Annotated in this window: 28 protein-coding genes; 6 read left to right on the top strand and 22 right to left on the bottom strand. The window is 65.5% G+C overall.

Features of this window, described 5'->3' with window-relative positions:
- The first annotated feature begins 125 nt into the window (after positions 1 to 125).
- The 3 genes from JYG37_RS23645 to JYG37_RS23635 all read left to right on the top strand — a co-directional run bounded on the left by JYG37_RS23645 (position 126) and on the right by JYG37_RS23635 (position 1,934).
- On the top strand, positions 126 to 347 hold the full coding sequence (locus tag JYG37_RS23645; protein WP_050017247.1) for a hypothetical protein: 222 nt from the start codon (positions 126 to 128) through the stop codon (positions 345 to 347).
- Between the two features lie 132 nt (positions 348 to 479).
- Complete coding sequence (locus tag JYG37_RS23640; RefSeq protein ID WP_176016451.1) at positions 480 to 1,001, top strand: PTS sugar transporter subunit IIA; 522 nt, start codon at positions 480 to 482, stop codon at positions 999 to 1,001.
- Between the two features lie 48 nt (positions 1,002 to 1,049).
- A complete protein-coding gene (locus JYG37_RS23635) occupies positions 1,050 to 1,934 on the top strand; it encodes an amino acid kinase family protein (RefSeq protein WP_213346545.1) in 885 nt (294 codons plus the stop codon).
- Positions 1,935 to 2,014: 80 nt separating this feature from the next.
- Here the strand turns inward: JYG37_RS23635 and JYG37_RS23630 are convergent, their stop codons facing one another.
- The 12 genes from JYG37_RS23630 to JYG37_RS23575 all read right to left on the bottom strand — a co-directional run bounded on the left by JYG37_RS23630 (position 2,015) and on the right by JYG37_RS23575 (position 14,139).
- On the bottom strand, positions 2,015 to 4,033 hold the full coding sequence (locus JYG37_RS23630; protein ID WP_213346543.1) for a family 2A encapsulin nanocompartment cargo protein cysteine desulfurase: 2,019 nt from the start codon (positions 4,031 to 4,033) through the stop codon (positions 2,015 to 2,017).
- On the bottom strand, positions 4,008 to 4,940 hold the full coding sequence (locus tag JYG37_RS23625; RefSeq protein ID WP_050017251.1) for a family 2A encapsulin nanocompartment shell protein: 933 nt from the start codon (positions 4,938 to 4,940) through the stop codon (positions 4,008 to 4,010). Before JYG37_RS23625 ends, JYG37_RS23630 begins: the two co-directional genes overlap by 26 nt.
- A gap of 138 nt (positions 4,941 to 5,078) precedes the next feature.
- Positions 5,079 to 5,300 (bottom strand): helix-turn-helix domain-containing protein, encoded by a 222-nt coding sequence (locus tag JYG37_RS23620; protein ID WP_050017252.1) that lies wholly within the window; start codon positions 5,298 to 5,300, stop codon positions 5,079 to 5,081.
- Positions 5,301 to 5,308: 8 nt separating this feature from the next.
- Entirely contained in the window at positions 5,309 to 6,247 is a 939-nt protein-coding gene (gene epsC / locus JYG37_RS23615; RefSeq protein ID WP_050017253.1) for a serine O-acetyltransferase EpsC, read from the bottom strand.
- Positions 6,248 to 6,275: 28 nt separating this feature from the next.
- Positions 6,276 to 6,746: a rhodanese-like domain-containing protein gene (locus JYG37_RS23610; RefSeq protein ID WP_089489009.1), complete on the bottom strand. Its 471-nt coding sequence runs from the start codon at positions 6,744 to 6,746 to the stop codon at positions 6,276 to 6,278.
- A gap of 375 nt (positions 6,747 to 7,121) precedes the next feature.
- Complete coding sequence (locus JYG37_RS23605) at positions 7,122 to 8,522, bottom strand: amidase family protein (protein WP_213346541.1); 1,401 nt, start codon at positions 8,520 to 8,522, stop codon at positions 7,122 to 7,124.
- A gap of 76 nt (positions 8,523 to 8,598) precedes the next feature.
- Complete coding sequence (locus JYG37_RS23600; protein ID WP_050017286.1) at positions 8,599 to 9,390, bottom strand: alpha/beta fold hydrolase; 792 nt, start codon at positions 9,388 to 9,390, stop codon at positions 8,599 to 8,601.
- Between the two features lie 84 nt (positions 9,391 to 9,474).
- Positions 9,475 to 9,822, bottom strand: coding sequence for a DUF4148 domain-containing protein (locus JYG37_RS23595; RefSeq protein ID WP_124594177.1), 348 nt, complete (start codon positions 9,820 to 9,822; stop codon positions 9,475 to 9,477).
- A 259-nt stretch (positions 9,823 to 10,081) separates the two neighbouring features.
- Positions 10,082 to 10,624 carry a cytochrome P460 family protein gene (locus JYG37_RS23590; protein ID WP_050017257.1) on the bottom strand — a complete coding sequence of 181 codons (543 nt, stop codon included), beginning with the start codon at positions 10,622 to 10,624 and terminating at the stop codon, positions 10,082 to 10,084.
- Complete coding sequence (locus tag JYG37_RS23585; RefSeq protein ID WP_050017258.1) at positions 10,624 to 11,667, bottom strand: alpha/beta fold hydrolase; 1,044 nt, start codon at positions 11,665 to 11,667, stop codon at positions 10,624 to 10,626. The genes JYG37_RS23590 and JYG37_RS23585 overlap by 1 nt, the downstream gene beginning before the upstream one ends.
- 291 nt (positions 11,668 to 11,958) lie before the next feature.
- Positions 11,959 to 13,236 (bottom strand): epoxide hydrolase family protein, encoded by a 1,278-nt coding sequence (locus JYG37_RS23580; protein ID WP_050017259.1) that lies wholly within the window; start codon positions 13,234 to 13,236, stop codon positions 11,959 to 11,961.
- A 198-nt stretch (positions 13,237 to 13,434) separates the two neighbouring features.
- Positions 13,435 to 14,139 (bottom strand): SDR family oxidoreductase, encoded by a 705-nt coding sequence (locus JYG37_RS23575; protein ID WP_124554383.1) that lies wholly within the window; start codon positions 14,137 to 14,139, stop codon positions 13,435 to 13,437.
- 134 nt (positions 14,140 to 14,273) lie between these two features.
- Here JYG37_RS23575 and gcvA point away from each other — a divergent pair, with 134 nt between their 5' ends.
- Entirely contained in the window at positions 14,274 to 15,164 is an 891-nt protein-coding gene (gene gcvA / locus JYG37_RS23570; RefSeq protein ID WP_213346540.1) for a transcriptional regulator GcvA, read from the top strand.
- Between the two features lie 25 nt (positions 15,165 to 15,189).
- Here gcvA and JYG37_RS23565 read toward each other — a convergent pair whose 3' ends face one another.
- The 5 genes from JYG37_RS23565 to JYG37_RS23545 all read right to left on the bottom strand — a co-directional run bounded on the left by JYG37_RS23565 (position 15,190) and on the right by JYG37_RS23545 (position 20,876).
- Positions 15,190 to 15,777 carry a pyridoxamine 5'-phosphate oxidase family protein gene (locus JYG37_RS23565; RefSeq protein ID WP_213346538.1) on the bottom strand — a complete coding sequence of 196 codons (588 nt, stop codon included), beginning with the start codon at positions 15,775 to 15,777 and terminating at the stop codon, positions 15,190 to 15,192.
- 97 nt (positions 15,778 to 15,874) lie between these two features.
- Positions 15,875 to 16,066 (bottom strand): hypothetical protein, encoded by a 192-nt coding sequence (locus JYG37_RS23560; RefSeq protein WP_124554381.1) that lies wholly within the window; start codon positions 16,064 to 16,066, stop codon positions 15,875 to 15,877.
- 12 nt (positions 16,067 to 16,078) lie between these two features.
- Positions 16,079 to 17,278: an aminotransferase-like domain-containing protein gene (locus JYG37_RS23555; RefSeq protein ID WP_050017263.1), complete on the bottom strand. Its 1,200-nt coding sequence runs from the start codon at positions 17,276 to 17,278 to the stop codon at positions 16,079 to 16,081.
- A gap of 363 nt (positions 17,279 to 17,641) precedes the next feature.
- Complete coding sequence (locus JYG37_RS23550) at positions 17,642 to 18,286, bottom strand: hypothetical protein (protein ID WP_249746076.1); 645 nt, start codon at positions 18,284 to 18,286, stop codon at positions 17,642 to 17,644.
- 289 nt (positions 18,287 to 18,575) lie between these two features.
- A complete protein-coding gene (locus tag JYG37_RS23545) occupies positions 18,576 to 20,876 on the bottom strand; it encodes an NADP-dependent malic enzyme (protein WP_213346536.1) in 2,301 nt (766 codons plus the stop codon).
- A 134-nt stretch (positions 20,877 to 21,010) separates the two neighbouring features.
- Between JYG37_RS23545 and JYG37_RS23540 the strand changes: the two genes are divergently transcribed.
- Positions 21,011 to 21,982, top strand: coding sequence for a LysR substrate-binding domain-containing protein (locus JYG37_RS23540; RefSeq protein ID WP_050017265.1), 972 nt, complete (start codon positions 21,011 to 21,013; stop codon positions 21,980 to 21,982).
- A 5-nt stretch (positions 21,983 to 21,987) separates the two neighbouring features.
- On the opposite strand, the gene JYG37_RS23535 is transcribed toward JYG37_RS23540, so the two are convergent.
- The 3 genes from JYG37_RS23535 to JYG37_RS23525 form a co-directional block, all read right to left on the bottom strand.
- Complete coding sequence (locus tag JYG37_RS23535) at positions 21,988 to 22,665, bottom strand: hypothetical protein (RefSeq protein ID WP_050017266.1); 678 nt, start codon at positions 22,663 to 22,665, stop codon at positions 21,988 to 21,990.
- Positions 22,665 to 23,039 carry a VOC family protein gene (locus tag JYG37_RS23530; protein WP_213346534.1) on the bottom strand — a complete coding sequence of 125 codons (375 nt, stop codon included), beginning with the start codon at positions 23,037 to 23,039 and terminating at the stop codon, positions 22,665 to 22,667. Before JYG37_RS23530 ends, JYG37_RS23535 begins: the two co-directional genes overlap by 1 nt.
- 178 nt (positions 23,040 to 23,217) lie before the next feature.
- Positions 23,218 to 23,910 (bottom strand): glutathione S-transferase, encoded by a 693-nt coding sequence (locus tag JYG37_RS23525; RefSeq protein WP_089489006.1) that lies wholly within the window; start codon positions 23,908 to 23,910, stop codon positions 23,218 to 23,220.
- A gap of 146 nt (positions 23,911 to 24,056) precedes the next feature.
- Here JYG37_RS23525 and JYG37_RS23520 point away from each other — a divergent pair, with 146 nt between their 5' ends.
- A complete protein-coding gene (locus tag JYG37_RS23520; protein ID WP_213346533.1) occupies positions 24,057 to 24,632 on the top strand; it encodes a TetR/AcrR family transcriptional regulator in 576 nt (191 codons plus the stop codon).
- Between the two features lie 119 nt (positions 24,633 to 24,751).
- Here the strand turns inward: JYG37_RS23520 and JYG37_RS23515 are convergent, their stop codons facing one another.
- A complete protein-coding gene (locus JYG37_RS23515) occupies positions 24,752 to 25,258 on the bottom strand; it encodes a GNAT family N-acetyltransferase (protein ID WP_050017270.1) in 507 nt (168 codons plus the stop codon).
- 105 nt (positions 25,259 to 25,363) lie between these two features.
- On the bottom strand, positions 25,364 to 25,798 hold the full coding sequence (locus JYG37_RS23510) for a lysozyme inhibitor LprI family protein (RefSeq protein WP_124594193.1): 435 nt from the start codon (positions 25,796 to 25,798) through the stop codon (positions 25,364 to 25,366).
- Positions 25,799 to 25,892 lie beyond the last annotated feature (94 nt).

Here is a 25,892-nt window from a genome sequence, read left to right as displayed (position 1 = left end):
ACGACGCGCCATCGATCCGCCGATTCTAGCCGGTTGTTTTGCATCACTGATTTCATTCACGGGGCCTTCCGCTTCCGCAGCATCGCATGCCCCGTCGCGATCGTCTTTCATACAGGAGCCGTGAAATGATGCTGGGTTTGACGTTCTGGAAACACGTGATCGGGCGGCGGACCGAAACCCTCCACGAAGCACGAACGACGGCGCACGACCGGCATCGCCGGGTGTCGAGAACGCTCGTACTGGCGAGCGCCGCGGTCGCGTTCGCGGCAATCGCGTTCGGTGCGCCGGTCGTCGGCATTTCGGTGTTTGTGCTGACGACGCTGCCGTTCGTACTGTCGGGCACCTGAGGTTGCCCATATCGGGCGCGGCTCCGTCGGCGCTCGATACGAAATTTTAATGCTTGCCCACCGCGTATCTAACACCGTCTTTACGCGAGGTTATCTAGGATTTCCCTGTCATCCCGACACGGAGCAATCCGCATGCAAACGCAGCAGGCCGCCGTCGGCGGCCAATCCCCCCTCGCTCACCGACGCGGCAGCACGCCGTCCGCGCCCCGGCTCGCCAACGCTTGTCCGCCGGACAACATCCTGCTCGATGTACCCGTGGAAAGCGCGAGCCAGTTGTTCGACCTGATCGCGCGCCATGTCGCGCGCGGCAGCGGCGTATCCGCCGACCGGATCCGCGCCGAACTGATCAAGCGCGAGCAACTCGGCTCGACCGGCCTCGGGCAAGGCGTCGCGATTCCGCATGCGCGCGTCGACGGGCTCGGCTCGGCCGTCGCGCTGTTCGTTCGCGCGCGGTACCCGTTCGCGTTCAACGCGCCGGACCGCAAGCCCGTGCATGAATTCATCGTGCTGGTGCTGCCGCACGCGGACGACCGCGTGCACCTCGAACTGCTCGCCGATGCCGCGCGATGGTTCAGCGAACGCGCGATCCGGCAGGCGTCGCGCGATGCGCAAACGCCCGAAGAGATTCACCGGCTCATGCAACGCACTGTTTGACCCGACATCGTGCAACGGCAGGCATTCCCTCCATCATTTCCGATTCCTATGTTCCCAGACCCTGATACTCCCACCCGACGCGTGGCCGGCCTGACCCGCGCGCTGCCTTTCATGCAGGCGCTGCACGGACAGACCGTCGTCATCGTCGACGGCGGTGCCGCGAGCGACGCCCACGCGCGCTCCGCCTTCGCACAGGATGTCGCGCTGCTCGCACTCACCGGCATCCGTCCGATCGTGATCCAAAGCATCCCGACCGCGTCCGGCACGCAATCGGTCCACACCGTGCATGCGGCCATGACCGGCATCAATCATGAACTGGTGCGCCTGATCGGCAGCCACGGCGCCCGGGCGATCGGTGTCGACGGTCACGACGGCGGCTTGCTGGTTGCCTGCGCTGAACCCGACCACGCGAGCACAAGCGCGATCGCACGATTCGACAGCGCTGCGTTGCACGCGTTTCTCGACAATGGACTGGTGCCCGTCGTGATGCCGGTCGCACCGGACGACGCGGGCCACGACCGGCTGTTGCGCCCGGAAAGGCTCGGCAGCCTGTTCGCGCAACGCACGGGCGCCGTCACGCTGGTGATGATGGTCGACAGTGCATGGCTGCGCGAACTCGGCGAGCTTGCCGGTCTGTACGGCGTCGCGGAACTCGAGCAATGGCTCGCCGAACATCCAGCCGCCGACGCGGCGCCGTGCGTACGCGACGCGCTCGATGCGCTCGCGCACGGCGTGCAGAACGTCCATCTCGCCGATATCGGGCAACCCGAATCGCTGATCGATGAGCTGTTGACGGAGGAAGGATCGGGCGTGGTGCTCTGCCGGCGCGGCAGCACCGATCTGCTGTCGGAAATCCGCCGCTATTTCGCGGATTCGGCCAGTGTGCTGCGTGACGGCTTCAGCGTCGAGCAGAAGCCGGTCGTGCGTTTCTAACCGGGTAGCATAAAAACGCTTGCGGCGGCCCGCAAAGGCCGCCGCAAGCGGGCAACATCGACGTCAGCGCAACGAAAACATCAACGCCGCGCCGCCAGTCTCCTGACGACGCTCACCAGCGCATCGACTTCATCGCACGTGTTGTAGAACGCGAGCGACGGCCGCACCGTGGCCTCGAGCCCGAAACGCCGCAGGATCGGTTGCGCGCAGTGATGCCCCGAGCGCACCGCGATGCCCTCTTCGTTCAGCGCCTGCCCGACCTCCTCGGTTTCATAGCCCTTCAGCACGAACGACAGCACGCTCGCCTTGTCGCGCGCGGTACCGACGAGCCGCACGCCCGGCACCGGCGCGAGCACGCTCGTTGCATACGCAAGCAGATCGTGCTCGTAGCGCGCGATGTTCTCGATGCCGATGCGGTTCACATAGTCGAGCGCCGCGCCGAGCCCCACCGCATCCGCGATGTTGCCGGTGCCGGCTTCGAAGCGGTTCGGCGGCGGCTGGAACACCGTGCGCTCGAACGTCACGTCCGCGATCATGTTGCCGCCCCCTTGCCACGGCGGCATGTCGTCGAGGATCGCGCGCTTGCCGTACACGACGCCGATCCCGGTCGGCCCGTAGATCTTGTGTCCGGAGAACACGAAGAAATCCGCATCGAGCGCCTGCACGTCCACACGCATGTGCGAGATCGACTGCGCACCGTCGACGAGCGCCTTCGCGCCCGCTCGATGCGCGAGTTCGACGATCTCCTTCACCGGCACGACCGTGCCGAGCGCGTTCGACACCTGCGTGACGGACACGATCTTCGTGCGATCGTTGAGCAGCTTCCGGTATTCGTCGAGCAGCACCTGCCCCGAATCGTCGACCGGAATTACACGCAGCTTCGCGCCCTTGACCGCGGCAAGCTGCTGCCACGGCACGATGTTCGCGTGATGCTCGAGATGCGACACGACGATCTCGTCACCTTCGCCGACGTTCTGCACGCCCCACGTCTTCGCGATCAGGTTGATCGCCTCGGTCGTGCCGCGCACGAACACGATCTCGTCCGGCGACGATGCGCCGATGAAGCGCTGCACCGTTTCCCGCGCATGCTCGTACGCATCCGTCGCGCGGCCGGCCAGTGCATGCGCCGCGCGGTGGATGTTCGAGTTCTCGTGTGCGTAGAAGTATACGAGGCGGTCGATCACGGCCTGCGGCTTGTGCGTCGTCGCCGCGTTGTCGAACCAGACGAGCTGCTTGCCGTTCACGCGCTCCTGAAGGATCGGGAAATCGCGGCGGATCGCGTTCACGTCGAACGGCGGATGCGCGCCGCGATACAGCTGGCTTTGCGGCTCGGCTGCGTGCGCGTCGTCGATGAAATACCGCGGCACATCCGCGCCCGATGCGCCCGATGCGCCCGATGCACGCGACACCGGCACGTCGCGATGCACGGCGAGCAGTTCGCGCAGCGCGTCGTCGTCCGGCAACCCGAACGCTTCCGGCGACGCCAGCCCGTTCGACGGCACGACGATGTCCTGCGGCGTCGCCTGCCAGCCTTGCAGCGAACCGTCGGTGAAGTAGTACGGCGACGTCTTCGCCGCGCTTTCCGGTGCCGGCGTATTCACCTGCGGCACGCCGAGCGCCGCGCCGCCGACACGCGGTTCGAGCGCGGGCGCGATCGACACCGCGTTGTCGGGCAGCCCGTTCTGCGCGGCCGCATGCGGCGCGAGCGCGGGTGCGCGGTTGCCGAGCGACAGCACGTGCGTCGGCGCGGACGGCGCGAGGTTCGCGCCCGGTACCTTGCCTTGCGGCAACGCAAGACCCGGCACGCCGGTGCCCGCGCCGCCCGGGCCCGCGAGCGGCGAGCCGCCCGGCACCGGGTTGCTCACCGCCGCGAGAATCGGCGCCGCGGCCGGCAAGGCCGACGGCACGCCGCCAACCGCACCGCTGCCGGCCGACAGCCCGGGCGCGGTGGCCTGCCCGGGCGGCGTCGCGAAGAACTCGGACGCGAGCCGCGCGAGCGTCGCCGGGTCGGGCAAGCCGGCCGGCAGCGGCGCATGCGGCAACGCGTGCGCGTCGCCGCCGGCCAGGCCGGGATTAACGGTAGGTGTCGGGATAGTCATGGAACTTGGCGATTTCGACGTCATCGAGGACAGCCAGCGCATCCGGAGAATGGATCGCGAGCGAGCAATACAGCGAGATCAGGTACGACGCGATCGCCTGGTTGTTGATCCCCATGAAGCGCACCGACAGGCCCGGCCCCTGCTCGCCCGCGACGCCCGGCTGATACAGGCCGACGACGCCCTGGCGCTTGTCGCCGACGCGCAGCAGCAGGATCTTGGTCTTGCCGTCCGCGACCGGCACCTTGTCCGACGGAATCAGCGGAATGCCGCGCCACGTGAGGAACTGCGAGCCGAACAGGCTGACCGTCGGCGGCGGCACGCCGCGTCGCGTGCATTCACGGCCGAACGCGGCGATCGCGAGCGGGTGCGTGAGGAAGAATGCCGGCTCCTTCCACACCTTCGTCAGCAGCTCGTCGAGATCGTCCGGCGTCGGCGCGCCCGTCAGCGGGAAGATCCGCTGTTCGTCGGTCACGTTCGCGAGCAGCCCGTAATCGGGATTGTTGATCAGCTGGCTTTCCTGCAGTTCCTTGATCGTCTCGATCGTCAGGCGCAGCTGTTCCTTGATCTGATCATGAGGACTGCTGTAAAGATCGGAGATCCGCGTATGCACGTCGAGCACCGTGCTCACCGCGTTCAGGAAGTATTCGCGCGGCTGTTCCTCGTACGGCACGAAGGTCTGCGGCAGCACGCTTTCGTCTTCGAGCTGCGTGCACGCGGCGCGCACCGCTTCCGGGTTCTTCACCTGGTTCAGGCGGTAGATGCCGGCCTCGACCGGCACCCATTGCAGCAGATGGGTCAGCCAGCGCGGCGTGATCGTGGAAAGCTGCGGGACGGTCTTGGTAGCGTTCGCTAGTTGGCGGGCGGCGTGATCGCTCAGCGCGGCCGTGCCGCTTGCAACGGTCGACATGTGTGGCTCCGGGTTCTTAAGATGAAAAACGGGATTGCTTATGACGCTGGGTGATTATCGGAAGCACGCCCCTGCCGGCTCAACATGCTATAGCCGTCAGGTCGTGCACCCGAAGGGGGAAAACGATGGGGGGCGGCCTCAGGTGACGTACGCGCTCGGCAGTAGCGTGGAGATCGACACGTCGAATGCGCGCGCGATCTTGTCGGCCGTGACGATCGATGCGATCGCCTCGCCGCGCTCGATCTCGCCGACATACGAGCGGTTCAGCCCCGCGTGCTCGGCCAGTTGCTCCTGCGACCACGTGCGCGCTTCGCGCAGCTTGCGCACGGTGGCGCCGAAGTGATGGATGAGGTCGCTCATCGCGCCTCCTAGGCGACGCGCGCCGCCGTGCGCGGCGCGGCGTTCGCTTCGCTGCGCAGCACGGCCTGCGTGACGTTTTCGCCGGCCGGCACGTCCTGCGTGAGCCACACGTTGCCGCCGATCACCGCGCCGCGCCCGATCGTCACGCGGCCGAGAATCGTTGCGCCCGCATAGATCACCACGTCGTCCTCGACGATTGGATGGCGCGCGAGCCCTTTCTCCAGATGGCCGTCCGCATCGCGCGGGAAGCGCTTCGCGCCGAGCGTGACGGCCTGATACACGCGCACGCGCTCGCCGATGATCGCCGTCTCGCCGATCACGACGCCCGTGCCGTGGTCGATGAAGAACCCCGCGCCGATGCGCGCGCCCGGATGGATGTCGATGCCGGTTTCCGCATGCGCTTGCTCGGCGATGATCCGCGCGAGCAGCGGCAGGCCGAGCCCGTACAGCTCGTGCGCGAGCCGGTGGTGGATCATCGCGAGGATGCCCGGATAGCACAGCAGCACCTCGTCGACGCTGCCCGCCGCCGGATCGCCGTGGAAGGCCGCGAGCACGTCGCTGTCGAGCAGGCGGCGAATCTCCGGCAAGCGTGCGGCGAACGCCTGTACGGCCTTCGACGCGACTTCGCCGAGGTTGTCTACCGGCCCGTCGGCGTTACGCTGGCGCGCCGCGTAACGCAATTCGAGCGTCACCTGCGTGAGCAGCGCGTTCAGCGCCGCGTCGAGCGCGTGAGCCACGTGGAAGTTCTCGCTTTCCTGCCGCAGGTCGGGGGGCCCGAGCCGCATCGGGAACAGCACCCCCTTCAGCGCGCCGACGATCTGCGCGAGCGCCTCGCGCGCCGGCAAATCGCGCCCGCCCGGTTCGAGCGAGCGCCGCTGTTTTTCGCGCCATGCGCGGCGCACCGTCTGCAGCGATTGAACGATGTCGTCGATATCGAATGCGGCCATGCTGCTTTCTCCCCGTAACGGCCGTGAATCAATCCTGCGCCCACGGCAGGCCGCGAAAGCGCCAGCCGTTGTGGCCGCCGCGATGCTGCCGCTCGTCGAGGTCGCCCTCGAAGCCTTCGAGCACATTGAACACCTGCGTGAAACCACCCTTGGTGGCAGCCTCGGCCGCCTGCGCCGAGCGGTTACCGCTGCGGCACAGCAGCAGCACGAGCGCATCCTTGCCGGTCTTCGCTTCCAGTTCGCGCACGAAGCGCGGGTTGCGCGTCAGGCTCGTACCGGTCGCCCACGGCACGTGCAGCGACTCCGGCACGTAACCGACGAATTTCCGTTCCTCGGCCGTGCGCACGTCGACCAGCACTGCGTCCCCCGCCGTGAACAACGCCCACGCGGCTTCCGGCGCAACGCCGCCCGCGTAGGGCGTGCCGGCCGCCACGGCCGTTGTGCGCGCGTCTTCCAGCGCCTGCTGGGCGGCGGTTCGTTCTTCCAGTTCAACCGTCATGACACTTCCTTGTATTCTCAGATTCGTATGAACAAAGACACCGGGAATGCGGCTGTTGCAGCTTGCGTGCTGTCTATAGCCGTCAGCGCCACTATGCGAGTGCGGTCGGGGAAGCAGAACCAATAAAAATTCATTTCCTAATCAGCGCCGCGGGGAATGCAATAGCAGACGCGCGCTATCGATGCGCGGTCGCTGGCGGGATGGAAATGGAGGACGGGGGCCGTTCGATGTCGTGCATCGAAGGGATTCGAAAGGAAGCGAGAGAGACGATCGGCGCGGCATGCGGCGCGTCGTCATGGAGTCCGAAATGGAACGGATCACGCGATGCACCGACGAAGCCACCGCGCCTCGCCGATGCACGTGTTCTTCAGTACGTCACACCACCGGGTCGACCACCGTAACCGGCGCGCCACGCGCCTCGATATCGCGCCCCGCGAGCAGACACAGATCCTCGCGATGATGCGTGGCGACCACCTGCACGCCCACCGGCACGCCGTTCACGATCGACGTCGTGACGGCCAGCCCCGGCAGCCCCATCGCGGGCAGCGCGCGCAACGTGAGCTGCGCTTCCCATACGCGCTCGAACCCGTCCGGCCCTTGCCGGTCGAGATCGTCCGGAAACGGCAGTTCCGACGAAACCGGCAGCAGCAACACCGGATACTCATCGAAAAACAGCCGCCACTCGCGCGTCAACGTCGTGCGTCGGACCAGCGCGCGGCTGATCACGTCGGCCGGCAGATCGCACACCTTGCCGCGCACGGCGGCGATCACCGCAGCCGCGCCCGGATCGCCGTCCTGCTCGACCGAGTTCGCCAGCGCGTCGAAGCCATCGCCGAGCCACAGCTGTTCCTGCAGCAGCGCGGCCTCGCGCATCGGCGGCGTATCGTCGATCTCGTCGACGGTCCAGCCGGCATCGACGAGCCGGCGCGCGGCATCGCGCAACGCGGTCTCGACTTCGGGCACGACCTCCAGGCCGCGCGGACGCACGCACAGCGCCGCGCGCCTCGGCACCTCACGCCCGTCGAACGGCACCGCGACGTGCCACGGATCGCGCGGGTCCGGTGCGGAGAACGCCCGCAGCGCAAGCGAGAGATCGTCGATCGTGCGCGCGATCGGCCCGGCCGCCGACATCAGTTGCGCGCCGATCGCCCGCTCGGGCGACGACGCATTGAATGCCGGCACGCGACCGAGCGACGGCCGGATTCCATGCACGCCGCACGCATAGGCCGGGTAGCGCACCGAGCCGCCGATGTCGGTGCCGACCGCGAGCGGTCCGATCCCGGCTGCCACGGCCGCCGCCGCGCCGCCGCTCGATCCGCCCGGCGTCAGCGACGCATTGCGCGGATTGCGCGTATGACCATGCACGCGATTCGACGTGAACCAGCGCAGTGCGAACGTCGGCGAATTGGTGCGGCCGAGCAGCACTCCGCCGGCCTTGCGGATGTTGGCGACCACCGGGCTGTCGGCGGGCGCGATCAGGTTTTCCTGCAGGCGCGTGCCGTTGGTCGTCGCGAAGCCGGCCTGATCGACGTTGATCTTCACGGTGACGGGTACGCCCGCGAGCGGCCCCGGATCGTCGCCGCGCGCGATCGCGCGATCGACTTCGTCGGCCTGCCGCCACACGTCGTCGGGGCGGTGTTCGACCACCGCGTTGATCGCCGGATTCACCGCATCGAGACGATCGAGCACGGCGTCCGCCACTTCGCGCGCGGACACGTCACGCTGCCGCACGCGTTTCGCGAGTTCGGTCGCCGACAGTTGCCAGAGTTCGGTCATGACTTCTCCTGCTGAAAAGACATCACAATCACGCGCGGCGCCGCGCTTCGTCACGAAAGCGCGGCGCCGCATTCGCTCACTGCGTATCCTGCTTCGCTCGCTCGGCGGCGGCGATGATCGCGTCGGCCACGGCCTTCGGCTGGCTCAGCATCGCGACGTGGCTCGCGTTCACGCGCGCGACCGTCGCGCCGATCCGCTTCGCCATCGCTTCCTGCAGCGTCGGATCGATCATCCGGTCGTGCGTCGCGACGACGAACGTCGACGGCTTCGCATGCCATGCGGCTTGCGCGACCTTCTCCGAGATGCACCCGCTATACCACGGCCCCTGGGTCGCGGCAACGATGCGCTGCTGCGCGGGCGGCAGATCCGGCGCGAAATCCTGTGCGATCGCCTTGTCCGACAGCCGCGCGAAACCGCCGGCGTCCTTGCGCAGTTCGCCAGCCCATGCCGGCGCCGGCAGCCCCTGCGTGACGTCGGCGATCGACTGGCCGTTGTCCGGCGCGAACGCCGCGACGTACACGAGCGACTTCACCTTGTCGTCGTTGCCCGCGTCGCTAATCACGACGCCCGCCCACGAGTGGCCGACCAGCACGACCGGCCCCTTCTGTTCGTCGATCGTACGCTTCGTCGCGGCCGCGTCGTCGGCAAGCGAGCTCAGCGGGTTCTGCACCGACACCACGTGCAGCCCGCGCGCCTCGAGCAGCGGAATCACGCGGTTCCAGCTCGACCCGTCGGCAAATGCGCCGTGTACGAGCACGACGTTGGTGCCCTTCAGGTCTTCCTTCGGCGCGGCCTGCGCCGCGACCGCACCGAACAGTCCGCCGATCATCGCGGCGGATACCAGAACGCGTTTCATCAAACCGGCCATCGTCATGCTCCCTTCCTTATCGTGTCGTTGAAATGAAGTGCTGCCTGAGCAGCCGCGCGTGCATGCGGCAAGCGCGGCGCCCGATCACGAATGCGCGTACAGGTCGTCGGCGGCGTAGCGTGCGGCGCGCGACGGCGCGGCACCGCGATGGCCGGCCGGCGTCGACGCATCGGCCACGTTGTCGCCTTGCGACTTCGACGGGCCATTCTGGTCGGAACGCGCGACCTGCTCGGCAGCCGCGACGGCGTTCTCCGCGGCGGCGATGTCGTCCGGGTAGTGCGCTTCGCTGCCGGCCGGGTTGTAGCCGGCCTTCTCGAGACGGATGAGGTCGGCGCGCACTTCAGCACGCGTGAGGCTGTGGCCGGTATCGGCGAACGACAGCGCGGGGGCGACGGCGAGGACGGCAACGGCGAGGATTCGAGCGGCTTTCATGAAGGTTCTCCTTGAACGAAGTTGAGGTGTCGAGCACTGGGCATCCGGTGCGAACGCCTGGCACCGAACGTTTGCTGCATGTCGACAGTAGAACCCGCGCACGTATCCGGCATGTTTCCGGAACCGGGCTTTCTGCATGCCAGTTTTTCAGGAACGGCCGCAGATACAGTGCGATACACACCGGCCACGCAACGCACCACGAAAAAAGGCGTGCCTCGCCGGGCACGCCTTTCCATCCGCTTCACGCTCACGCGTCACGTCACGGTGCGAGCCGCGTGAACACGTAATCGTGGTTCTTGACCCGCGCCTGATGGCACGCAAAGCACGTCTGATGCTGGCCGATATCGGCCGGCACGCCGTTGATGAAGCGCCCGAACCCCCAGCCGCCCGTCGCCGCATAGCGACGCGAGTCCTTCACCATGACCTGCACGGTCGTCGCCTGGCCGGGCACCGTCGCGGGCGCGAACTCGTCGGACTGCTTGCGCTTGTACGCGAGCTTCACGAGGATCGTGCCGTCCGGGAACGGCAGCGTCGCTTTTTCGAGCGCACGCATCGCAACCGGATTGCCGAGCACCACGCGCAACTCGTCGAGCGGTGCGGCCTCTTCGGCCGGCGCGACCATTTCCCACTTCCGGTAGCCGGGCGGAATCGTCACGCCGTAAATCGGCGATGCGGCCGCGGCCGGCTTCGACTGTTCCGCGAACGCGGCCGGGCCGCTGGCCGACCACGCGCCGGCCAGCAGCACGCCCGCGACGAACGCGCGGCGCGCGCCGCGCCGCCATCCCCCCACGCGGGCCCGCATCACAGATGCTCCACTTGCAGGATCGCATCGGCGAAGGCCTGCGGCGCTTCCTGCGGCAGGTTATGGCCGATGCCGCCGGTAATGGTCCGGTGCTGGTACTTGCCGGTGAACTTCTTCGCGTACGCGGCCGGGGCCGGATGCGGCGCGCCGTTCGCGTCGCCTTCCATCGTGATCGTCGGCACGGCGATCGAAGGCCCGGCCGCGAGACGCCGCTCGATGTCGTCGTATTTCGCTTCGCCCTGCGCGAGCCCGAGACGCCAGCGATAGTTGTGGATCACGACGGCCACGTGATCGGGATTCCGGAACGATGCGGCCGAACGCGCGTAGGTCTCGTCGGAGAACTGCCACTTCGGCGACGCGAGTTGCCAGATCAGCTTGTTGAACGCGTCGCGGTTCTGCGCGTAGCCGAGTTCGCCGCGCTCGGTCGAGAAGTAGAACTGATACCACCACTGCAGTTCGGCCTGCGGCGGCAGCGGCTTGGCGTTCGCCGCCTGGCTGCCGATCAGGTAGCCGCTCACCGACACCAGCGCCTTCACGCGCTGCGGCCACAGCGCCGCGATGACGTCGGCCGTGCGCGCGCCCCAGTCGTAGCCGCCGAATATCGCGTGGTCGATCTTCAGCGCATCCATCAGCGCGACGATGTCGACGGCCGTCACCGCCTGCTGGCCGTTGCGCACCGTGTCGGCCGAGCGGAACGTCGTCGAGCCGTAGCCGCGCAGGTACGGCACGATCACGCGATAGCCGGCCGCGACGAGCAGCGGCGCGACGTCCGCGTAGCTGTAGATGTCGTACGGCCAGCCGTGCAGCAGGAATACGACCGGGCCTTGCTTCGGGCCGAGATCCGCATAACCGACGTTGAGCACGCCCGCATCGATCTGGTGGATCGTACCCAGCGACGCGACGCCGGCCGGGCGCTTCGCCGCCGATGCATCGGGCGCCGACTGCGCATGCGCGAGCGCGCTGAAGCCGAGGTCGGCCAGGCTCAGGCTTGCCAGCGTGGTGCCCAGGAGCAGGCGGCGGCGGGTGTTCACGGTATCGGTCATGACTCGTTCTCCATTGTCGATCGCTAAGAAAGAGGCCCGCGGCACGTGCGGGCAATCGGGTGTCGTCGGTCGCGGCGGCAGCGGATGGCGCCGCGCCGCCGTGTGAATTGCTTCACCGGTTTTATATCCGAACCGTCCGGAGGCTTTGTATCTCAACGTATCCGTGTGCGAACACGACACACAGCGATTCAAAAATCGCGATAAAAACGACGTTTCGGCGCGGCCGCGCGGCAGAAACGAAAACGGGCCGCGCACCAGGCCGGCCCGTATTCACTGCGCTTACTACGCCGCTTACGCGCGCCGCAACGGCCGGAACCCCGCACGCACTTCGCGCGCAAACAGTTCCGGTTCTTCCCATGCCGCGAAGTGCCCGCCCTTGTCGACTTCGTTGAAGTAGATCAGGTTGTGATAGCTGCGCTCGGCCCAGCTGCGCGGCGCCTGGTAGATCTCGCCGGGAAACACCGTGATCGCGGCCGGCAGCGAGATATCCACCGCGTTGAAGTTGTTCGAGTGATCCTCCCAGTAGATCTGCGCGGACGACGTCGCGGTGTTCGTCAGCCAGTACAGCGAGATGTCGTCGAGGATCTCGTCGCGCGGAATCGAGCGTTCGGGCACGCCGCCGCTATACGTCCACTGCGAGATCTTGTCGTACATCCACGCAGCCTGCCCGGACGGCGAATCGGCAAGCGCATAGCCGACCGTCTGCGGCCGCGTGACCATCATCGCCGAGTAGCCGCAATTGTCGCGATAGAACGTCGCGAGCTTCTCGTACGCGGCCTTCTCCTTCGGCGTCAACGAAGCCGGCGCGGGCGCATCGATCTCGAGCAGCGTCGCGATATCCGGCGGCACCGTCGCCGGCATGTTCACGTGAATCCCGGCCAGACCCTGCACGCGCTGCATCGCCATCCGGTGCGAGATCACCGAGCCGCAGTCGCCGCCCTGCGACACGAAACGCGTATAGCCGAGCCGCGCCATCAACTCGCCCCACGCTCGCGCGATGTGGTCGGAGCCCCAGCCGGTCTTCGTCGGCCGGCCCGAGAATCCGAAGCCCGGCAGCGACGGCACGACGACGTGGAACGCATCGTCGGCGCTCGCGCCATGCGCGGTCGGGTCGGTCAGCGGGCCGATCGCCTTCAGCAGCTCGAAGATCGAGCCGGGCCAGCCGTGCGTCATGATCATCGGCATCGCGTTTGCGTGCCGCGACCGCACGTGAATGAAATGAATGTCGAGCCCGTCGATTTCGGTGATGAACATCGGGAAACCGTTCAGGCGCGCCTCGCCCTTGCGCCAGTCGTAGTCGGTGCCCCAGTAGCGCAGCAGCGCCTGCATGCGCTCGAGCCGCACGCCCTGCGATTCGTCGACGACGGTCTCGCGGCCCGGCCAGCGCGTCGCGACGATACGACGACGCAGATCGACCACGGCTTCATCGGGGATGTGGGCGGTGAACGGGCGTATGCCGCTCGCGCCGGTGGCCGCATGCAGGGCAGTGGGCAGCATCGCCGAGACCCCGGCGGCCACGGAAGTGGCCAGCAGGTGGCGACGCATCGGGGAAAACGGTGTGGAAGACATCGTTCGGCATCTCCTTTCGTGAAATGGAAAGTGAACATGCCGCGGGGGATCGCGCTCAGGCTTTCAATCCGGCGTGCCCATGTCACGCGGCGTCGCCCATTTGAAAGGTCGGATGTATCCCGAATTTGTCTGATTTGTACGCGTTTGTAGCTGCTGCGCGGCGAGCGGCGCTTGCGCGGCCGCTCGCCGGTGTCGCGCTCAGAGCGCGTTGACGATCGCGCCGTCGACGCGAATGTTCTGCCCGGTGATGTAGCCCGCGCCGTCCGACAGCAGGAACGCGACTGTCTTCGCGATCTCGCCGGTCTTGCCGAAGCGGCCGGCCGGAATGCGCGCGACGATCTGCGGCGTTTCCGGCCAGCTGTCGATGAAGCCCGGCAGCACCGCGTTCATCCGGATGTTCTCGGCCGCATAGCGTTCCGCGTACAGCCGCGTCCATGCGCTCAGCGCCGCGCGCAGCGCCGACGACACGGGCATCGGCTGCTCGGGTGCGTCCGCCGCGAAGCTCGAGATATTGACCACCGCGCCGCCGCCCTGCTTCTGGAAGATCGGCGTCACGCGGCGCATCACGCGCACCACGTTCAGCAGGATCAGGTCGAGCCCCGTGTGCCAGTTGTCGTCGGTGATCGCCAGCAGCTCGCCCTTCGGCGGATGGCCGGTGTTGTTCACGACCGCATCGATCCGGCCGTAGCGCGCGACCGTTTCCTGCACGAGCCGGTCGATATCGGCCTCTTCGGTCACCGAGCCCTTGATGCCGAAACCGCCGAGTTCGTCGCCGAGCGCCACCGCGCTGCCGGACGGCGACATCAGCGCGACACGATAGCCCGTTGCCGCCAGTTCGCGCGCGATCGCCGCGCCCATGCCCTTGCCCGCCGCCGTGATCAACGCCACTTTTTCTACAGTCACGATCCGCTCCTCGTTCCCATTCTGCCGCCGCGCAGCCGCCATTCGGCGCGCCATGGTGGTAATGTAGGCGCATCGCTTCCCACTGTCGAACCAGTATTTCTGCCGCCAGCCGATAGTTTTTCTACAGCCTGACGATGCCGCCACGCCCTTCCCGCCTGCCACCGCTGAATGCGCTTCGCGCGTTCGAAGTGTCCGCGCGGCACCTCAATTTCCGCGCGGCCGCCGACGAGATCGGCGTCACGCAGGGCGCCGTCGCGCAGCAGGTGCGCCACCTCGAGGACGTGCTCGGCCTGAAGCTGTTCGAGCGCCTGCCGCGCGGCCTCGCGCTCACGCACGACGGCGCCGCGTATTTCTCCGACGTGCAGCGCGCGCTGCACGCGATCGCCGACGCGACCGACAAGCTCGTGAAGCGGCGCGCCGCGCTGACGATCAGCACGACGCCGTCGTTCGCGTCGAAGTGGCTGATTCCGCGGCTCGCGCAGTTCACCGACGCGCATCCCGACTACGACGTGCGCGTGATCGCCGATCCGCAGATCGCGACGTTCCGCCATGACGGCGTCGATCTCGCGATCCGCTACGGCAAGCCGCCGTTCGGCAAGCATCTCGCCACTCATGCGCTGTTCCCGCTCGACGTGTGCGCGGTGTGCAGCCCGTCGGTGCTGACCGCGCCGGCTTCGCCGCGCGCGCTCGCCGGGCAGGTGCTGCTGCACGACGCGCACGACCTGTGGCCCGAGTTCCTCGCCGCGATGCCCGAACCGGTCGACGTCGATCCGCACAAGGGGCTGCGCTTCAACCAGACGTCGCTCGCGATCGATGCGGCCGTCGCCGGCCAGGGCATCGCGCTCGCGACCGAGCCTTTGGTCGAACGCGATATCGCAGCAGGCCGGCTGTGCAAGCCGTTCGATTTCGCGTTTCCGCTGTCGGTGGGGTTCTATCTCGTGTATCCAGCCGAGCGTCGCGACGACGACACGATCGCGGTGATGCGCGAGTGGATGATCCAGGCCGCGTCGGACGGGCGGCCTTGAGTGGATCGAGCGCGCTTGACCAGCGTCAAGGCGCGATCCAGCGGGCTTCGTAGTCGCTTTCGTTCAGGTCGAATACCGCGCGGCGATGGCCGGCGCGCGCGAGTTCGAGCCAGTCGATGCGCGTGATCGTCATGTGGATCAGGCAGAAGTTGTCGTAGCCGTCGCCGGTTGAGGCGGCGTCGTCGATATGCGCGTCTTCCGGTGAGGAGATCGGCGTGCCGGGCGGCAACGGCGCGCGATACAGCAGCAGCGTATGCGGGCGGCTCGATGCCCAGATCGCGCGCCGTTGCGCTTCGTCGTCGCAGATCGATGCAACACCTTCCGCGCGAATCTGCGCGAGCGCGTCGAGATCGTTCGCGACGATCGAGATGCGCGGATCGCGACGCAACTCCGCGACTTTCTCCGAACGCACGTCGGTATGAAACGACAGCACGTGCGCGGTGCGGCTCACCTCACGCAATACGATCGTCCGGACCTTCGGCGCGCCATCGAGGCCGAGCGTCGCCGCCTGCAGCATCGTGAACGGCGAACGCTGTACGCTCACGCCGGATTCGAGGCAGGACCAGACGCGGTCGTATGTTTGCGCGAGCGATTCGGAGGTCGAGTCGGACATGAGGCGGCGGCGATCGTCGGTGTTTCGATCGCGCAAGCTTAACCGTTTGTGTCGGCGACGGCTCGCATCGGATGCGCCGCAGCCGCCGTTGTGCCGCTCAGTTGTAGCCGAGCACGACCGGCGCCGCATCGCCGGCATCGGTCGCCGGCTCCGCGCCGAAGCGGCCGAGCACGTCGGCCACATACTGCGGCCCGGCGCTGATCTGCGACGACGGATGCTTTGCCGGCCGCTTGTCGCCGGTGTTCGCAGCCGCGCCCACCGCGGCCGTTTCGTTGATGGTGTCATTCATGTCGGTGTCTCCTCACGCGGCCCGCGCCGCACCATACGCGCGCACGAGACGCGCGACGCCTTCCCGGATCGCATCGACGTCCGGCGCGGCGAACGACAGGCGCAGCGACGCCGCATCGACGTTGTCCGCGAAGAACGCCTTGCCGGGTACGAACACGATCTTGTTGGCGATCGCCTGTTGCAGCAACCCGTCCGACGATACCGCGCCGAGCCGCGCCCACACGAACATCCCGCCTTCGGGACGATGGAATTCGATCGCATCGCCGAAGCCGTCGCGCAGCGCATCGCACATCGCGTCGCATTTGCGACGGTACGCGGCCGTGATGCGCGGCAGATGGCGTTCGAGCGCGCCGTCCGCCAGATATTCGGCGGCGGTGGCCTGCGTCCACGGCGCGCTGCACAGGTCGACCGTCTGCTTCGCGATCACGCAGCGCCGCGCGATTTCGGCCGGCGCGATCGTCCAGCCCACGCGCAGCCCCGGCGCGACGATCTTCGACAGGCTCGCGAAATGCACGAGCCAGTCGCGCGCGCCATCCACCTCGCCGGCCAGCGCGAGCATCGACGGCACGGCTTCGCCCGCGAAACGCAGGTCGCCGTACGGATCGTCCTCGATGATCAGGAAGCGGTATTGCACCGCGAGACGCAGCAGCTTCAGCCGGCGTTCGCGCGTCAGTGTCGCGCCCGTCGGGTTCGCGAAAGTCGGGACCGTGTAGAGCAGCTTCGGCTGCGCGATCGCGCCGGACGCGAGTTGTTCGGCCAGACGATCGACGTCGACGCCTTCGCCGTCGACCGGAATCGTCACGATGCGCGCCTGTTGCAAACGCATCGCCTGCAGCGTGGCCGGGTACGCCGGTTGTTCGGTCAGCACGACGTCGCCGGGCGACACCATCACGCGCAGCAGCAGGTCGAGACCTTGCTGCGAGCCGGTCGTGACGAGCAGTTCGGCCGGCGTGCACGCGACGCCGCGACGCGCCATCAGCGCGATCAGCTGCTGCTTCAGTTCGGCGAGGCCGTCGGTCGGGCCGTATTGCAGACAGCGGATGGGCTGCCCATACGCACGTTCGGCCGCCGCGTTCAGGCCGTCGACGTCGAACAGGTCGCTGGCCGGATAGCCGCCCGCGAAGGAAATCATGCCCGGTTCGGACAGGTACTTGAACAACTCGCGGATCGGCGAGCCGGCGGGGTTTTGGAATGAGGGCGTGAACGCGTACATGTCGTCGTGAGCGAGTGGGCGCGGACGGCCGGGATAGCCGCCGAGCGCCGGCCGCCAAGGCGCTTCTGGCGTCGCGGCGGTGAATTCGAGCCACGATTGTCGATAGTCATTAAGGGCTCGGCAAACGATATCTATGCACTAGGTCTTGCGGTTTGGTCATTACATCGCGGTTGGGCGGGTGTTGGCGGCGCGTGGGGGTGCGAGGTTCGGGGGCGGTTCGTCGAACGGGTGTTTGATTCGGGCGATTGTTTCGCCGGGGGGTGGTCACGGCGATCACCGCTGCTTTCTTGGCTTGGGTGGTTCGGCGAGAATCGTGGGTGGCGCCGCTTCAACGCAACGACCGCCCGGGCGGCGGGACCATTCTCAGCGAATCCAAATCGGAAATTTTGCCGCGACCCAATCGAACGTGGTGGGTGGCAGCGAGATCGACCTTTCACTGTCGTCCTCATCCGATGCGTCGAAATAAACCAACTTGTTCTTACGGATGATGGTCGAGTCCTCACCCGGCCGGCCGTCCCAAAAAACGAAAAATAGTCGCGTAGCAAGCGTCGAGCCATGTGCCTCGCTGACGACGAGTTTGACCTGCTCATTCTGATCACCCAAAAAACCATTGCTGCGGACACCGCTTCCGCAGATGTTGACGATGTAGGTTATGCCGTCGACCTGTTTGACACCACCATCCATCTTGACGTTGTAGTTGAAGCGCTGACAATCGGTACGGTCAATCATGATTCCGCGATAGCCTACCAAGTAGACGAATGCGAAAAAAACGAGTGTGACGATCGCGGCGCCTGCGCGCTTCGCTCGGCTGAAACGGTTGAAATTTCTGACGAGCCGGTACACGTAGAACCCGAAGATGATCGACGTGATGGCGAAGATCGCCAGCTTCGTATGCACGAGCGCGAAAATCGTGATCGCGTTATGCACATCAACCGGCACAAACGTCCACCCGATATCGACTACCAGGTATATGGCGATCACGGACAAGACTACTTTGAGGATGGTCACGAGTAGATAGCACTTCTTAATTAATCGGCGCCAAAATAATCGATACCCTTGCAAGTCCGCAATAGCAATGAAAACAACTGTTAAATCAGTTCGAGTGCGCGAAAGCCGTGAAGCTTGGGATAATTCTCAAGGGGATAATTGGATACGAAGATCTGTCACGAGTCGCCCCAAGATTCCTGGCTTGGGTACCAGACTAGGACAGACATTGCTGAGCGCCGTCACGACGGCCGCTCATGGCTGAATCTGACAAAACAAGGGGCGGCCGTGGCCGCCCACAAGTTGCAATCAATCACCCACCCACACCCCGATTCGCCTCGATCACCGTCAACGCAGCCATATTCACGATCCGCCGCACGGTAGCGCTCGAAGTGAGGATATTCACGGGAGCATTAACGCCCAGCAGGAAAGGCCCCACCGCCACATTGCTCCCCGCCTCGGTCTTGAGCAGGTTGTACGCGATGTTACCGGCATCCACATTCGGACAAACCAGCAAATTCGCCGCCCCCTTCAACGGCGACATCGGCAGCAGCTTTGCCCGCAGCCCTTCATCGAGCGCGCAGTCGCCATGCATCTCGCCATCCGCTTCGATATCCGGCGCCTGTTCCCGCACGATCTCCAGCGCGCGGCGCATCTTCACGCCCGAAGCCGCACTCCCCGACCCGAAATTCGACCGCGACAGCAGCGCGACCTTCGGCGTCAGATTCAACCATTCCATCTGCCGCGCCGCCGCGATCGTGAATTCCGCGATCTGCTCCGCATCGGGGTTGTCGTTCACGTGCGTATCCACCAGCGCGACCGTCCGCTGATCGAGCAACAGGATGTTCATCGCCGCGTAGGTCGACGCACCCGGTTTCTTGCCGATCACTTCGTCCACGAACCGCAGGTGATTGTGATACTCGCCCACCGTCCCGCAGATCATCCCGTCCGCGTCGCCGAGCTGCACCATCATCGCGCCGATCAGCGTCAGGCGGCGGCGCATTTCCACGCGCGCCATTTCCTTCGAAATACCGTCGCGGCAGCGCAGCTCCCAATACTTCGTCCAGTACTGCGGGAAACGCTCGTCATATTCGGGATTGGTCACTTCGACATCCTGACCGAGTCGCAAGCGCAGCCCAAATCGCTCGATGCGCGCGAGCAGCACCTCCGGACGCCCGACCAGAATCGGCCGCGCAAGCTTCTCGTCGACGATCACCTGCACCGCACGCAGCACCCGCTCGTCCTCGCCTTCGGTGAACACGATCCGCGCCTTGCCGCCGTCACGCACGAGCTGGCGCGCGGTCGCGAACAGCGGCTTCATGAACGCGCCCGAGTGATAGACGAATTGCTGCAACTGCTCGACGTACGCGTCGAGATTCGCGAGCGGACGCGTCGCCACGCCGCCTTCCATCGCCGCCTTCGCGACGGCCGGCGCGATCCGTACGATCAGGCGCGGGTCGAACGGCTTCGGAATCAGGTATTGCGGGCCGAACGACACGTCGTACGCGCCATAGGCCGCCGCGACGACTTCGTTCTGCTCTTCCTCGGCGAGCCCGGCGATTGCGTGCACCGCGGCAATTTCCATCTCGCGCGTGATCGTCGTCGCGCCCACGTCCAGCGCGCCGCGGAAAATGTACGGGAAGCACAGCACGTTGTTGACCTGGTTCGGATAATCCGAGCGGCCCGTCGCGATCACGACATCGTCGCGGGTCTCATGCGCCAGTTCCGGGAAGATTTCCGGCGTCGGGTTGGCCAGCGCGAGAATCAGCGGACGCGCCGCCATCTGCTTGAGCATCTCCGCCGTGAGGATGCCGCCGACCGACAGTCCCAGGAACACATCCGCGCCGCCGATCACTTCGGCGAGCTTGCGCGCCTCGGTTTCCTGCGCGAAGCGCGACTTGGCCGGGTCCATCAGCGTGGTACGGCCGCGATAGACGACGCCCTCGATGTCGGTCACCCACACGTTTTCCACCGGCAGCCCGAGGTCGACCAGCAGGTCCAGACACGCCAGCGCGGCCGCACCGGCGCCGGACGTCACGACCTTCACTTCCTTGATGGATTTCCCGACGACCTTCAGCCCGTTGATGAACGCGGCGGACACCGTAATGGCCGTGCCATGCTGATCGTCGTGAAAGACGGGAATCTTCATGCGTTCGCGCAGCTTCTGCTCGACGGTGAAGCATTCCGGCGCCTTGATGTCCTCGAGATTGATGCCGCCGAACGTCGGTTCGAGACCCGCGATGATGTCGACCAGCTTGTCCGGATCGGTCTCGTTGATCTCGATGTCGAACACGTCGATCCCGGCGAACTTCTTGAACAGGACGGCCTTGCCCTCCATCACCGGCTTCGATGCGAGCGGGCCGATGTTGCCGAGACCCAGCACGGCGGTACCGTTCGTGATCACGCCCACGAGGTTGCCGCGGCTCGTGAAGCGGTGGGCCTGCAGCGGATCGGCGGCGATCGACTCGCACACGCTCGCCACGCCGGGCGTATAGGCCAGCGCCAGATCGCGCTGCGTCACCAGCGGCTTGCTCGCCACGACCGAGATTTTCCCGGGGGTCGGAAACTCGTGATAGTCGAACGCGGCCTGCTGCTGTGTCTCTGTCTGTTTCATGTTGTGGTCCCGGCGTGGGCGCCAGGCCAGTCCCGGCGCGATCCATGAAGGTGATTCTAGGGATCCGCCATAACGTGACGATTTTGTTTTAGTATCGGTCCATCACTTTTTCATGATGAATACATGACTAGTCAATGAATTTTGACGCAAACGACGTGGTCAGGCGGCTGGGCGCGCGTCTGAAGATTCGGCATCTGGTGTTGTTGCTGCAGATCCAGCAGCACGGATCGCTGACGCGCGTCGCCGAGCACATGGCGAGCAGCCAGCCGGCCGTGACGAACGCGCTGTCCGAGCTGGAGAGCATGTTCGGCACGCCGCTGTTCGAACGCTCGTCGCGCGGCATGCGGCCCACCGCGCTCGGCGCGGTCGTGCTCGAACGGGCGAAGGCGATGATCAAGGATCTCGACCACCTCGCCCGCGAGATGGAGACCGTCGCCGCCGGGCATGCGGCCCATCTGCACATCGGCGTGATTCCGTTCATCTCCGGCCAGATGCTGTCGGCCGCGCTGAAGCGGCTGCAAGCGCGCATGGAGCGGCGCCTGACCGTGACGATTCACGAAGGCACCAGCGATCAGTTGCTGCTGCAACTCCGCGATCACAGCGTCGACATCGTGATCGGGCGCGCGTCGTCGGCGATCGACCTCGGGCAGGTTTCGTTCGAAGTGCTGTACCAGCAGCAGCCGCGCATGATCGCGAGCCGGCGGCTGGCGGCCAAGCTCGCCCGCACGCCGCTGGACTGGCACAAGCTGCACGCGCTCGACTGGATTCTCGGCGCGCCGCATACGCCGATGCGCGAACAGGTGACCGACCTGTTCCTGTCGGCCGGCATCGCGCCGCCCGTGCCGATCGTCGAAAGCTACTCGTCGAAGCTGATCGGCGAAATGATCGCGTCGAGCGACGAGGCCGTGTCGATCGTGCCGGCCGATATCGCGGAGGAACTGGTGCGGATCGCCGGCGTGGCGATCGTGCCTTATTCGCTGGTGTGGACGTTGCCGCCGATCGCGCTGTTCACGCGCTCCGCCGATTCGCAATCGCCCGCGCGCGATCTGCTCGTCGACGCGCTACGCGCGGTATGCAAGGAGACGTACGGAGAAGTGCAGCGATAGCGGCGTTATTTGCCGGCAGCAAGGCGCCGCAGGATTTCCGGACGCTCGGCGCTCAGCACGTGGTCCGCACCCTCGCCCCTGTCGTAGCGTTTGCTCGTGCGGTAGGAAAAGCGCTTCGCGTATTGATTGGCGGCGGGATCGAACATCCACGCATCGACGTCGAAGAAGTGCTGACCGAAATGATCCTCGTCCTTGCCCCACACGTAGTCGGCTCGGACGAACAGCGGATACGGCGACACCTCCGGCAAGTTCCACATCGCGCGGTCGGCCATTTCCGTTTCGGTGACGATCGGCATCAGGTTCTCGATCTTGCCAGTCGCGCCGACCCGCAGCACGGCCACGCGCTCCAGCATCCCGCTGCCGCCACCCGAGAACATCCCCGAGAAGAATACCCACGAGCCGCCCGATGCAATCGGCAACCGCTCGGACCGTGGATTCAGGCCGAACTGGTACAGCTCCTTCGAGGAATGAGGAAGCGGCGCCGGCGGCATCTCGAAGCACGGCGCACGGTCGGGCAGCACGCAGAGCTTCACGCCGGAAAGCGGAAGCCCGTCGCCATCGAGCTTGCCTTCCGTCTGAGTGAAGCGCGGGAATGCCGTTTCGCGGGGCGCTGCTTGAACGCAGGCGATGCCGACGAGCGCCATGCTTGCGATCGCCGCGAGCGTTTTACCGATCCAGCGCATCACCCCTCCGCCCGATGACACACCGCCTCGATATTGTGTCCATCCGGCCCGATGACGAACGCCGCGTAGTAGTTCGCGTGATAATGCGGCCGCAGCCCGGGCGCGCCATTGTCTTTCCCGCCGGCCTCCAGCGCCGCGCGATGGAATGCATCGACTTGCTGCCGCGTGTCGGCCGCGAACGCGATGTGGAGAGGCGCCGGCTTCTCGTCGGTCGGGAACAGACACAGCGAAGACTTGCTGGGCAGACCGATCTCGATCCCGTACGACGGGTCGCTTTCCCCGACAATTTCGGCGCCCAGCGGGGCGAGTGCCTTCAGGAAAAACGCCCTGCTGGCGGCGTAGTCGCTGACGCCGAATTTGACGTGGTCAAACATGAGATCCCTCCCGGATGAATGGGCGTGCACGCTCGTGTGCGGGACGGTCAGATGGTTCGGTCCCGACGAATCGGACAGATGATACGGGAATGGCGATGGTCGATGCCGATCTACGATCGCGCAACGCGCCGGTATTCTATGCGCCCTCGCGCACGCCGAAGCAGTCGTCTGCGGCGACTCAGGTCACGGTAGCAAACACCGGCTGGTTCCTGACGCTCTCACGCGCCAGCATTCTCGCGTACCAGGCTCGAAGCGCTTCGCATTCCTCAGGCACCGGCAGCTTCACGAGCATCGCAAAGATCAAACCACCGATGACGGTGATGTCGGCCATCGAGAACGTTTCGCCCGCAACATACGGTTGCCGTTGCAGCATGGCATCGAAGTAGCGCATGCCCCTCAACGCCTTGTCGCGTTGACGGAATCCCCACTCCGGATTTTGATACGTCTCCACGTCGGGCCCCAGCCCCGGCGTGCCGTGATGGAAATAGACGCTGATCGCGTCGAGCAGTTCCAACTCGGCGCGCTTGCTCATCATGTGGATGATGCCCTTTTCGCGTGGCGTGCTGCCGGTGAGCGTGGGTACGCCATCGAGCGTGTCGAGGTACTCGGTAATGGCCGTGCACTCGGCAATGCAGGTGCCATCATCGAGTTCAAGCACCGGCAACGTACCCGAATAATTCTTGCCGGCGATGAATTCGGGCTTTTTATGCTCGCCCTTGTAAAGATCGACCATCACGAACTGGACGCGCGATTGCAGCCGCTTTTCGGCCAGTGCAATGCGCACGCGTGTCGGATAGGGCCCTGTCGGGAAATCGTGGATCTTCATCATGGGCAGTTGGGCTGTGTCGAAATCGACATTGCTGGAAGTCATTGCTGGGGCGCTCCGTAGTCGGTTGCAGGGGATCGGACGACGCGAAAATACGTCGCCCCACGAATCCACCTAACGTTTGTTAGGTTAACCATATAAGGTAGAATCCGGGGTGTCAACACCCTTTCCTGTGCGCGGAGACTGAAGCAGTGACGAACGACGCGAGCTCGAACTCGAGAGAAAGAATTCTGGCAGCCGCCACGAGGCTCGCGCAGACGCACGGCTACGGCGGCTTGAATTACCGGGATCTTGCCAACGAGGTGGGCATCAAGGCCGCGAGCATCTACCACCACTTCGACAGCAAGGCCGATCTCGGCGCCGCGGTGGCGAGGCGTTACTGGGAGGATTCCGCGGCGGCGCTGGACGACATGCTGGCCGGATCTCGCGATCCGCTGGACTGCCTGCGCCGCTATCCGGATACCTTCCGCAAGGCGCTCGCGACCGGCAACCGCCTGTGCCTGTGCAGCTTCATGGCGGCCGAAACCGACGATCTTCCGGAAGTCGTGATGAAAGAAGTCCTGGCCTTCGCCGACGTGAACGTGGCGTGGTTGAGCAAGGTTCTATCCACAGCGGCGGTGGTCAGTGCCCGGGAGAGCAAACAGCGGGCGCGGGCAATCTTCGCCGCCATCGCCGGCGCTCAGCTCATCGCGCGGAGTCGCGCCGATCTCTCGCTCTATGACGCGCTGATCGACAATTATCGTAAAGCGGGGCTTTTGCCGGCGTAGCAGGGTAACGGTGACGCGGCTTCGGATGATGTCGAACGTTCGCGAATGCATGATGTTCGATCGTGTGACCCCGACTGACGTGGATTCCGTCGCCGATGTTTGCTGCCGGACCGCCGCGATCAGCAGCAGGCCGAATTGACAGGCTTTTCGTAAAGAGACCAGACAATACCGTCCGTTTTCAATCCAACGCGGACAAAGCCCAGGGACTCGTAGTAAGCGCAGAGCGTCATGTTTTCGGCGCCGCAGTCGAGTCGAAGCAAACGCCGATTCAAGCGACTCACCTCGTGAGCGCACCAGTCGAGCATGAAGCTGCCGAGCCCGAGCCCGTTGAAACCCTGCCGCACACAGAGGCCGTGCACGTAGCCCGCAATCGGCGCTTGAGGCCCCCAGTGCCTGTCGTCGTCGAAGTCGAGCGAAAACGTTCCGACCAGCGTGCCATCCTGTTCGACGACGTACACGGCCTTCTCGGCGACGTGGTTTCGTACCCACCGTTCGGAGAAGCCGTCGCCTTCCTTGCCCCATACGTGGTCGCCGTGCGCGACCTTCTTGGCATGTGCATCGTTCCGGATCTGTGTCAGCACCGGGACATCGTCTGCCGTCGCTCTGCGGACGCTTTTCGACACCATCGTTCGTTTCCCCGTTATATCCGAGCTACCATCCCGGCGCACCACGTAACCAACCTGACGCTAGCCGCGCGCACGGCACCCATGCTGTCTTTATCCAGCGCTGCGCTAACCGTGGCTCACTTGCTTGAGCCACGCGTTCAATTGACGCGTACGATCGCGTGTTCTGTCGATTTCGCAAGTCAGTAGATCAAGATTACGATCCGCGCCTGCCTCGTTTATCAGATACCAAGCGGAACATTCGTCATCGAGAAAACGGATCCATTGCCGCTGAGCCGCGACAAATTTCACCTTGAGTGCAGGGTAGTCGACGTACTCGTCACGCGGCCGAGACAGCGACTTCAAAACCTTTTGGTAAGTGCGGTTCAATTCGTCGTCTGCTTGCTGAAATTCATCTTGACTACGCTGCAGCAAGCACTCGGGAGCTACGCTATCCGGTGCGCAGCTCTGCGCTTGCGCAGCGGTGAACCACGACAATGTCAGCGCCATGGCGGCGCCCAGCGCCGCGCGACGAAGGCTGAACGCCGATGCGCGGATATGCATTCTTGCTCCTATTCCCGTTTTCCCATTCATATGGCGATCGGAACAATTCACGCGCCGATCGCGTTCGACAAAATCTCCGTCGGAAACCCACGCT

The organism is Burkholderia sp. LAS2 (assembly GCF_018417615.1).
Classification (GTDB): domain Bacteria; phylum Pseudomonadota; class Gammaproteobacteria; order Burkholderiales; family Burkholderiaceae; genus Burkholderia; species Burkholderia sola.
This window is presented reverse-complemented; position numbering and strand designations above follow the sequence as displayed.

What these genes read in the sequence shown, in the direction of transcription:
- JYG37_RS23510 (WP_124594193.1), bottom strand. Translation starts at nt 25,798, where the DNA reads ATGCATATCCGCGCATCGGCGTTCAGCCTTCGTCGCGCGGCGCTGGGC.
- JYG37_RS23630 (WP_213346543.1), bottom strand. Translation starts at nt 4,033, where the DNA reads ATGACTATCCCGACACCTACCGTTAATCCCGGCCTGGCCGGCGGCGAC.
- JYG37_RS23645 (WP_050017247.1), top strand. Translation starts at nt 126, where the DNA reads ATGATGCTGGGTTTGACGTTCTGGAAACACGTGATCGGGCGGCGGACC.
- JYG37_RS23555 (WP_050017263.1), bottom strand. Translation starts at nt 17,278, where the DNA reads ATGTACGCGTTCACGCCCTCATTCCAAAACCCCGCCGGCTCGCCGATC.
- JYG37_RS23600 (WP_050017286.1), bottom strand. Translation starts at nt 9,390, where the DNA reads ATGGCCGGTTTGATGAAACGCGTTCTGGTATCCGCCGCGATGATCGGC.
- JYG37_RS23525 (WP_089489006.1), bottom strand. Translation starts at nt 23,910, where the DNA reads ATGACTTCCAGCAATGTCGATTTCGACACAGCCCAACTGCCCATGATG.
- JYG37_RS23590 (WP_050017257.1), bottom strand. Translation starts at nt 10,624, where the DNA reads ATGCGGGCCCGCGTGGGGGGATGGCGGCGCGGCGCGCGCCGCGCGTTC.
- JYG37_RS23635 (WP_213346545.1), top strand. Translation starts at nt 1,050, where the DNA reads ATGTTCCCAGACCCTGATACTCCCACCCGACGCGTGGCCGGCCTGACC.
- JYG37_RS23595 (WP_124594177.1), bottom strand. Translation starts at nt 9,822, where the DNA reads ATGAAAGCCGCTCGAATCCTCGCCGTTGCCGTCCTCGCCGTCGCCCCC.
- JYG37_RS23610 (WP_089489009.1), bottom strand. Translation starts at nt 6,746, where the DNA reads ATGACGGTTGAACTGGAAGAACGAACCGCCGCCCAGCAGGCGCTGGAA.
- JYG37_RS23530 (WP_213346534.1), bottom strand. Translation starts at nt 23,039, where the DNA reads ATGTTTGACCACGTCAAATTCGGCGTCAGCGACTACGCCGCCAGCAGG.
- JYG37_RS23515 (WP_050017270.1), bottom strand. Translation starts at nt 25,258, where the DNA reads ATGGTGTCGAAAAGCGTCCGCAGAGCGACGGCAGACGATGTCCCGGTG.
- JYG37_RS23565 (WP_213346538.1), bottom strand. Translation starts at nt 15,777, where the DNA reads ATGTCCGACTCGACCTCCGAATCGCTCGCGCAAACATACGACCGCGTC.
- gcvA (WP_213346540.1), top strand. Translation starts at nt 14,274, where the DNA reads ATGCCGCCACGCCCTTCCCGCCTGCCACCGCTGAATGCGCTTCGCGCG.
- JYG37_RS23605 (WP_213346541.1), bottom strand. Translation starts at nt 8,522, where the DNA reads ATGACCGAACTCTGGCAACTGTCGGCGACCGAACTCGCGAAACGCGTG.
- JYG37_RS23585 (WP_050017258.1), bottom strand. Translation starts at nt 11,667, where the DNA reads ATGACCGATACCGTGAACACCCGCCGCCGCCTGCTCCTGGGCACCACG.
- epsC (WP_050017253.1), bottom strand. Translation starts at nt 6,247, where the DNA reads ATGGCCGCATTCGATATCGACGACATCGTTCAATCGCTGCAGACGGTG.
- JYG37_RS23640 (WP_176016451.1), top strand. Translation starts at nt 480, where the DNA reads ATGCAAACGCAGCAGGCCGCCGTCGGCGGCCAATCCCCCCTCGCTCAC.
- JYG37_RS23620 (WP_050017252.1), bottom strand. Translation starts at nt 5,300, where the DNA reads ATGAGCGACCTCATCCATCACTTCGGCGCCACCGTGCGCAAGCTGCGC.
- JYG37_RS23560 (WP_124554381.1), bottom strand. Translation starts at nt 16,066, where the DNA reads ATGAATGACACCATCAACGAAACGGCCGCGGTGGGCGCGGCTGCGAAC.
- JYG37_RS23625 (WP_050017251.1), bottom strand. Translation starts at nt 4,940, where the DNA reads ATGTCGACCGTTGCAAGCGGCACGGCCGCGCTGAGCGATCACGCCGCC.
- JYG37_RS23540 (WP_050017265.1), top strand. Translation starts at nt 21,011, where the DNA reads ATGAATTTTGACGCAAACGACGTGGTCAGGCGGCTGGGCGCGCGTCTG.
- JYG37_RS23535 (WP_050017266.1), bottom strand. Translation starts at nt 22,665, where the DNA reads ATGCGCTGGATCGGTAAAACGCTCGCGGCGATCGCAAGCATGGCGCTC.
- JYG37_RS23580 (WP_050017259.1), bottom strand. Translation starts at nt 13,236, where the DNA reads ATGTCTTCCACACCGTTTTCCCCGATGCGTCGCCACCTGCTGGCCACT.
- JYG37_RS23545 (WP_213346536.1), bottom strand. Translation starts at nt 20,876, where the DNA reads ATGAAACAGACAGAGACACAGCAGCAGGCCGCGTTCGACTATCACGAG.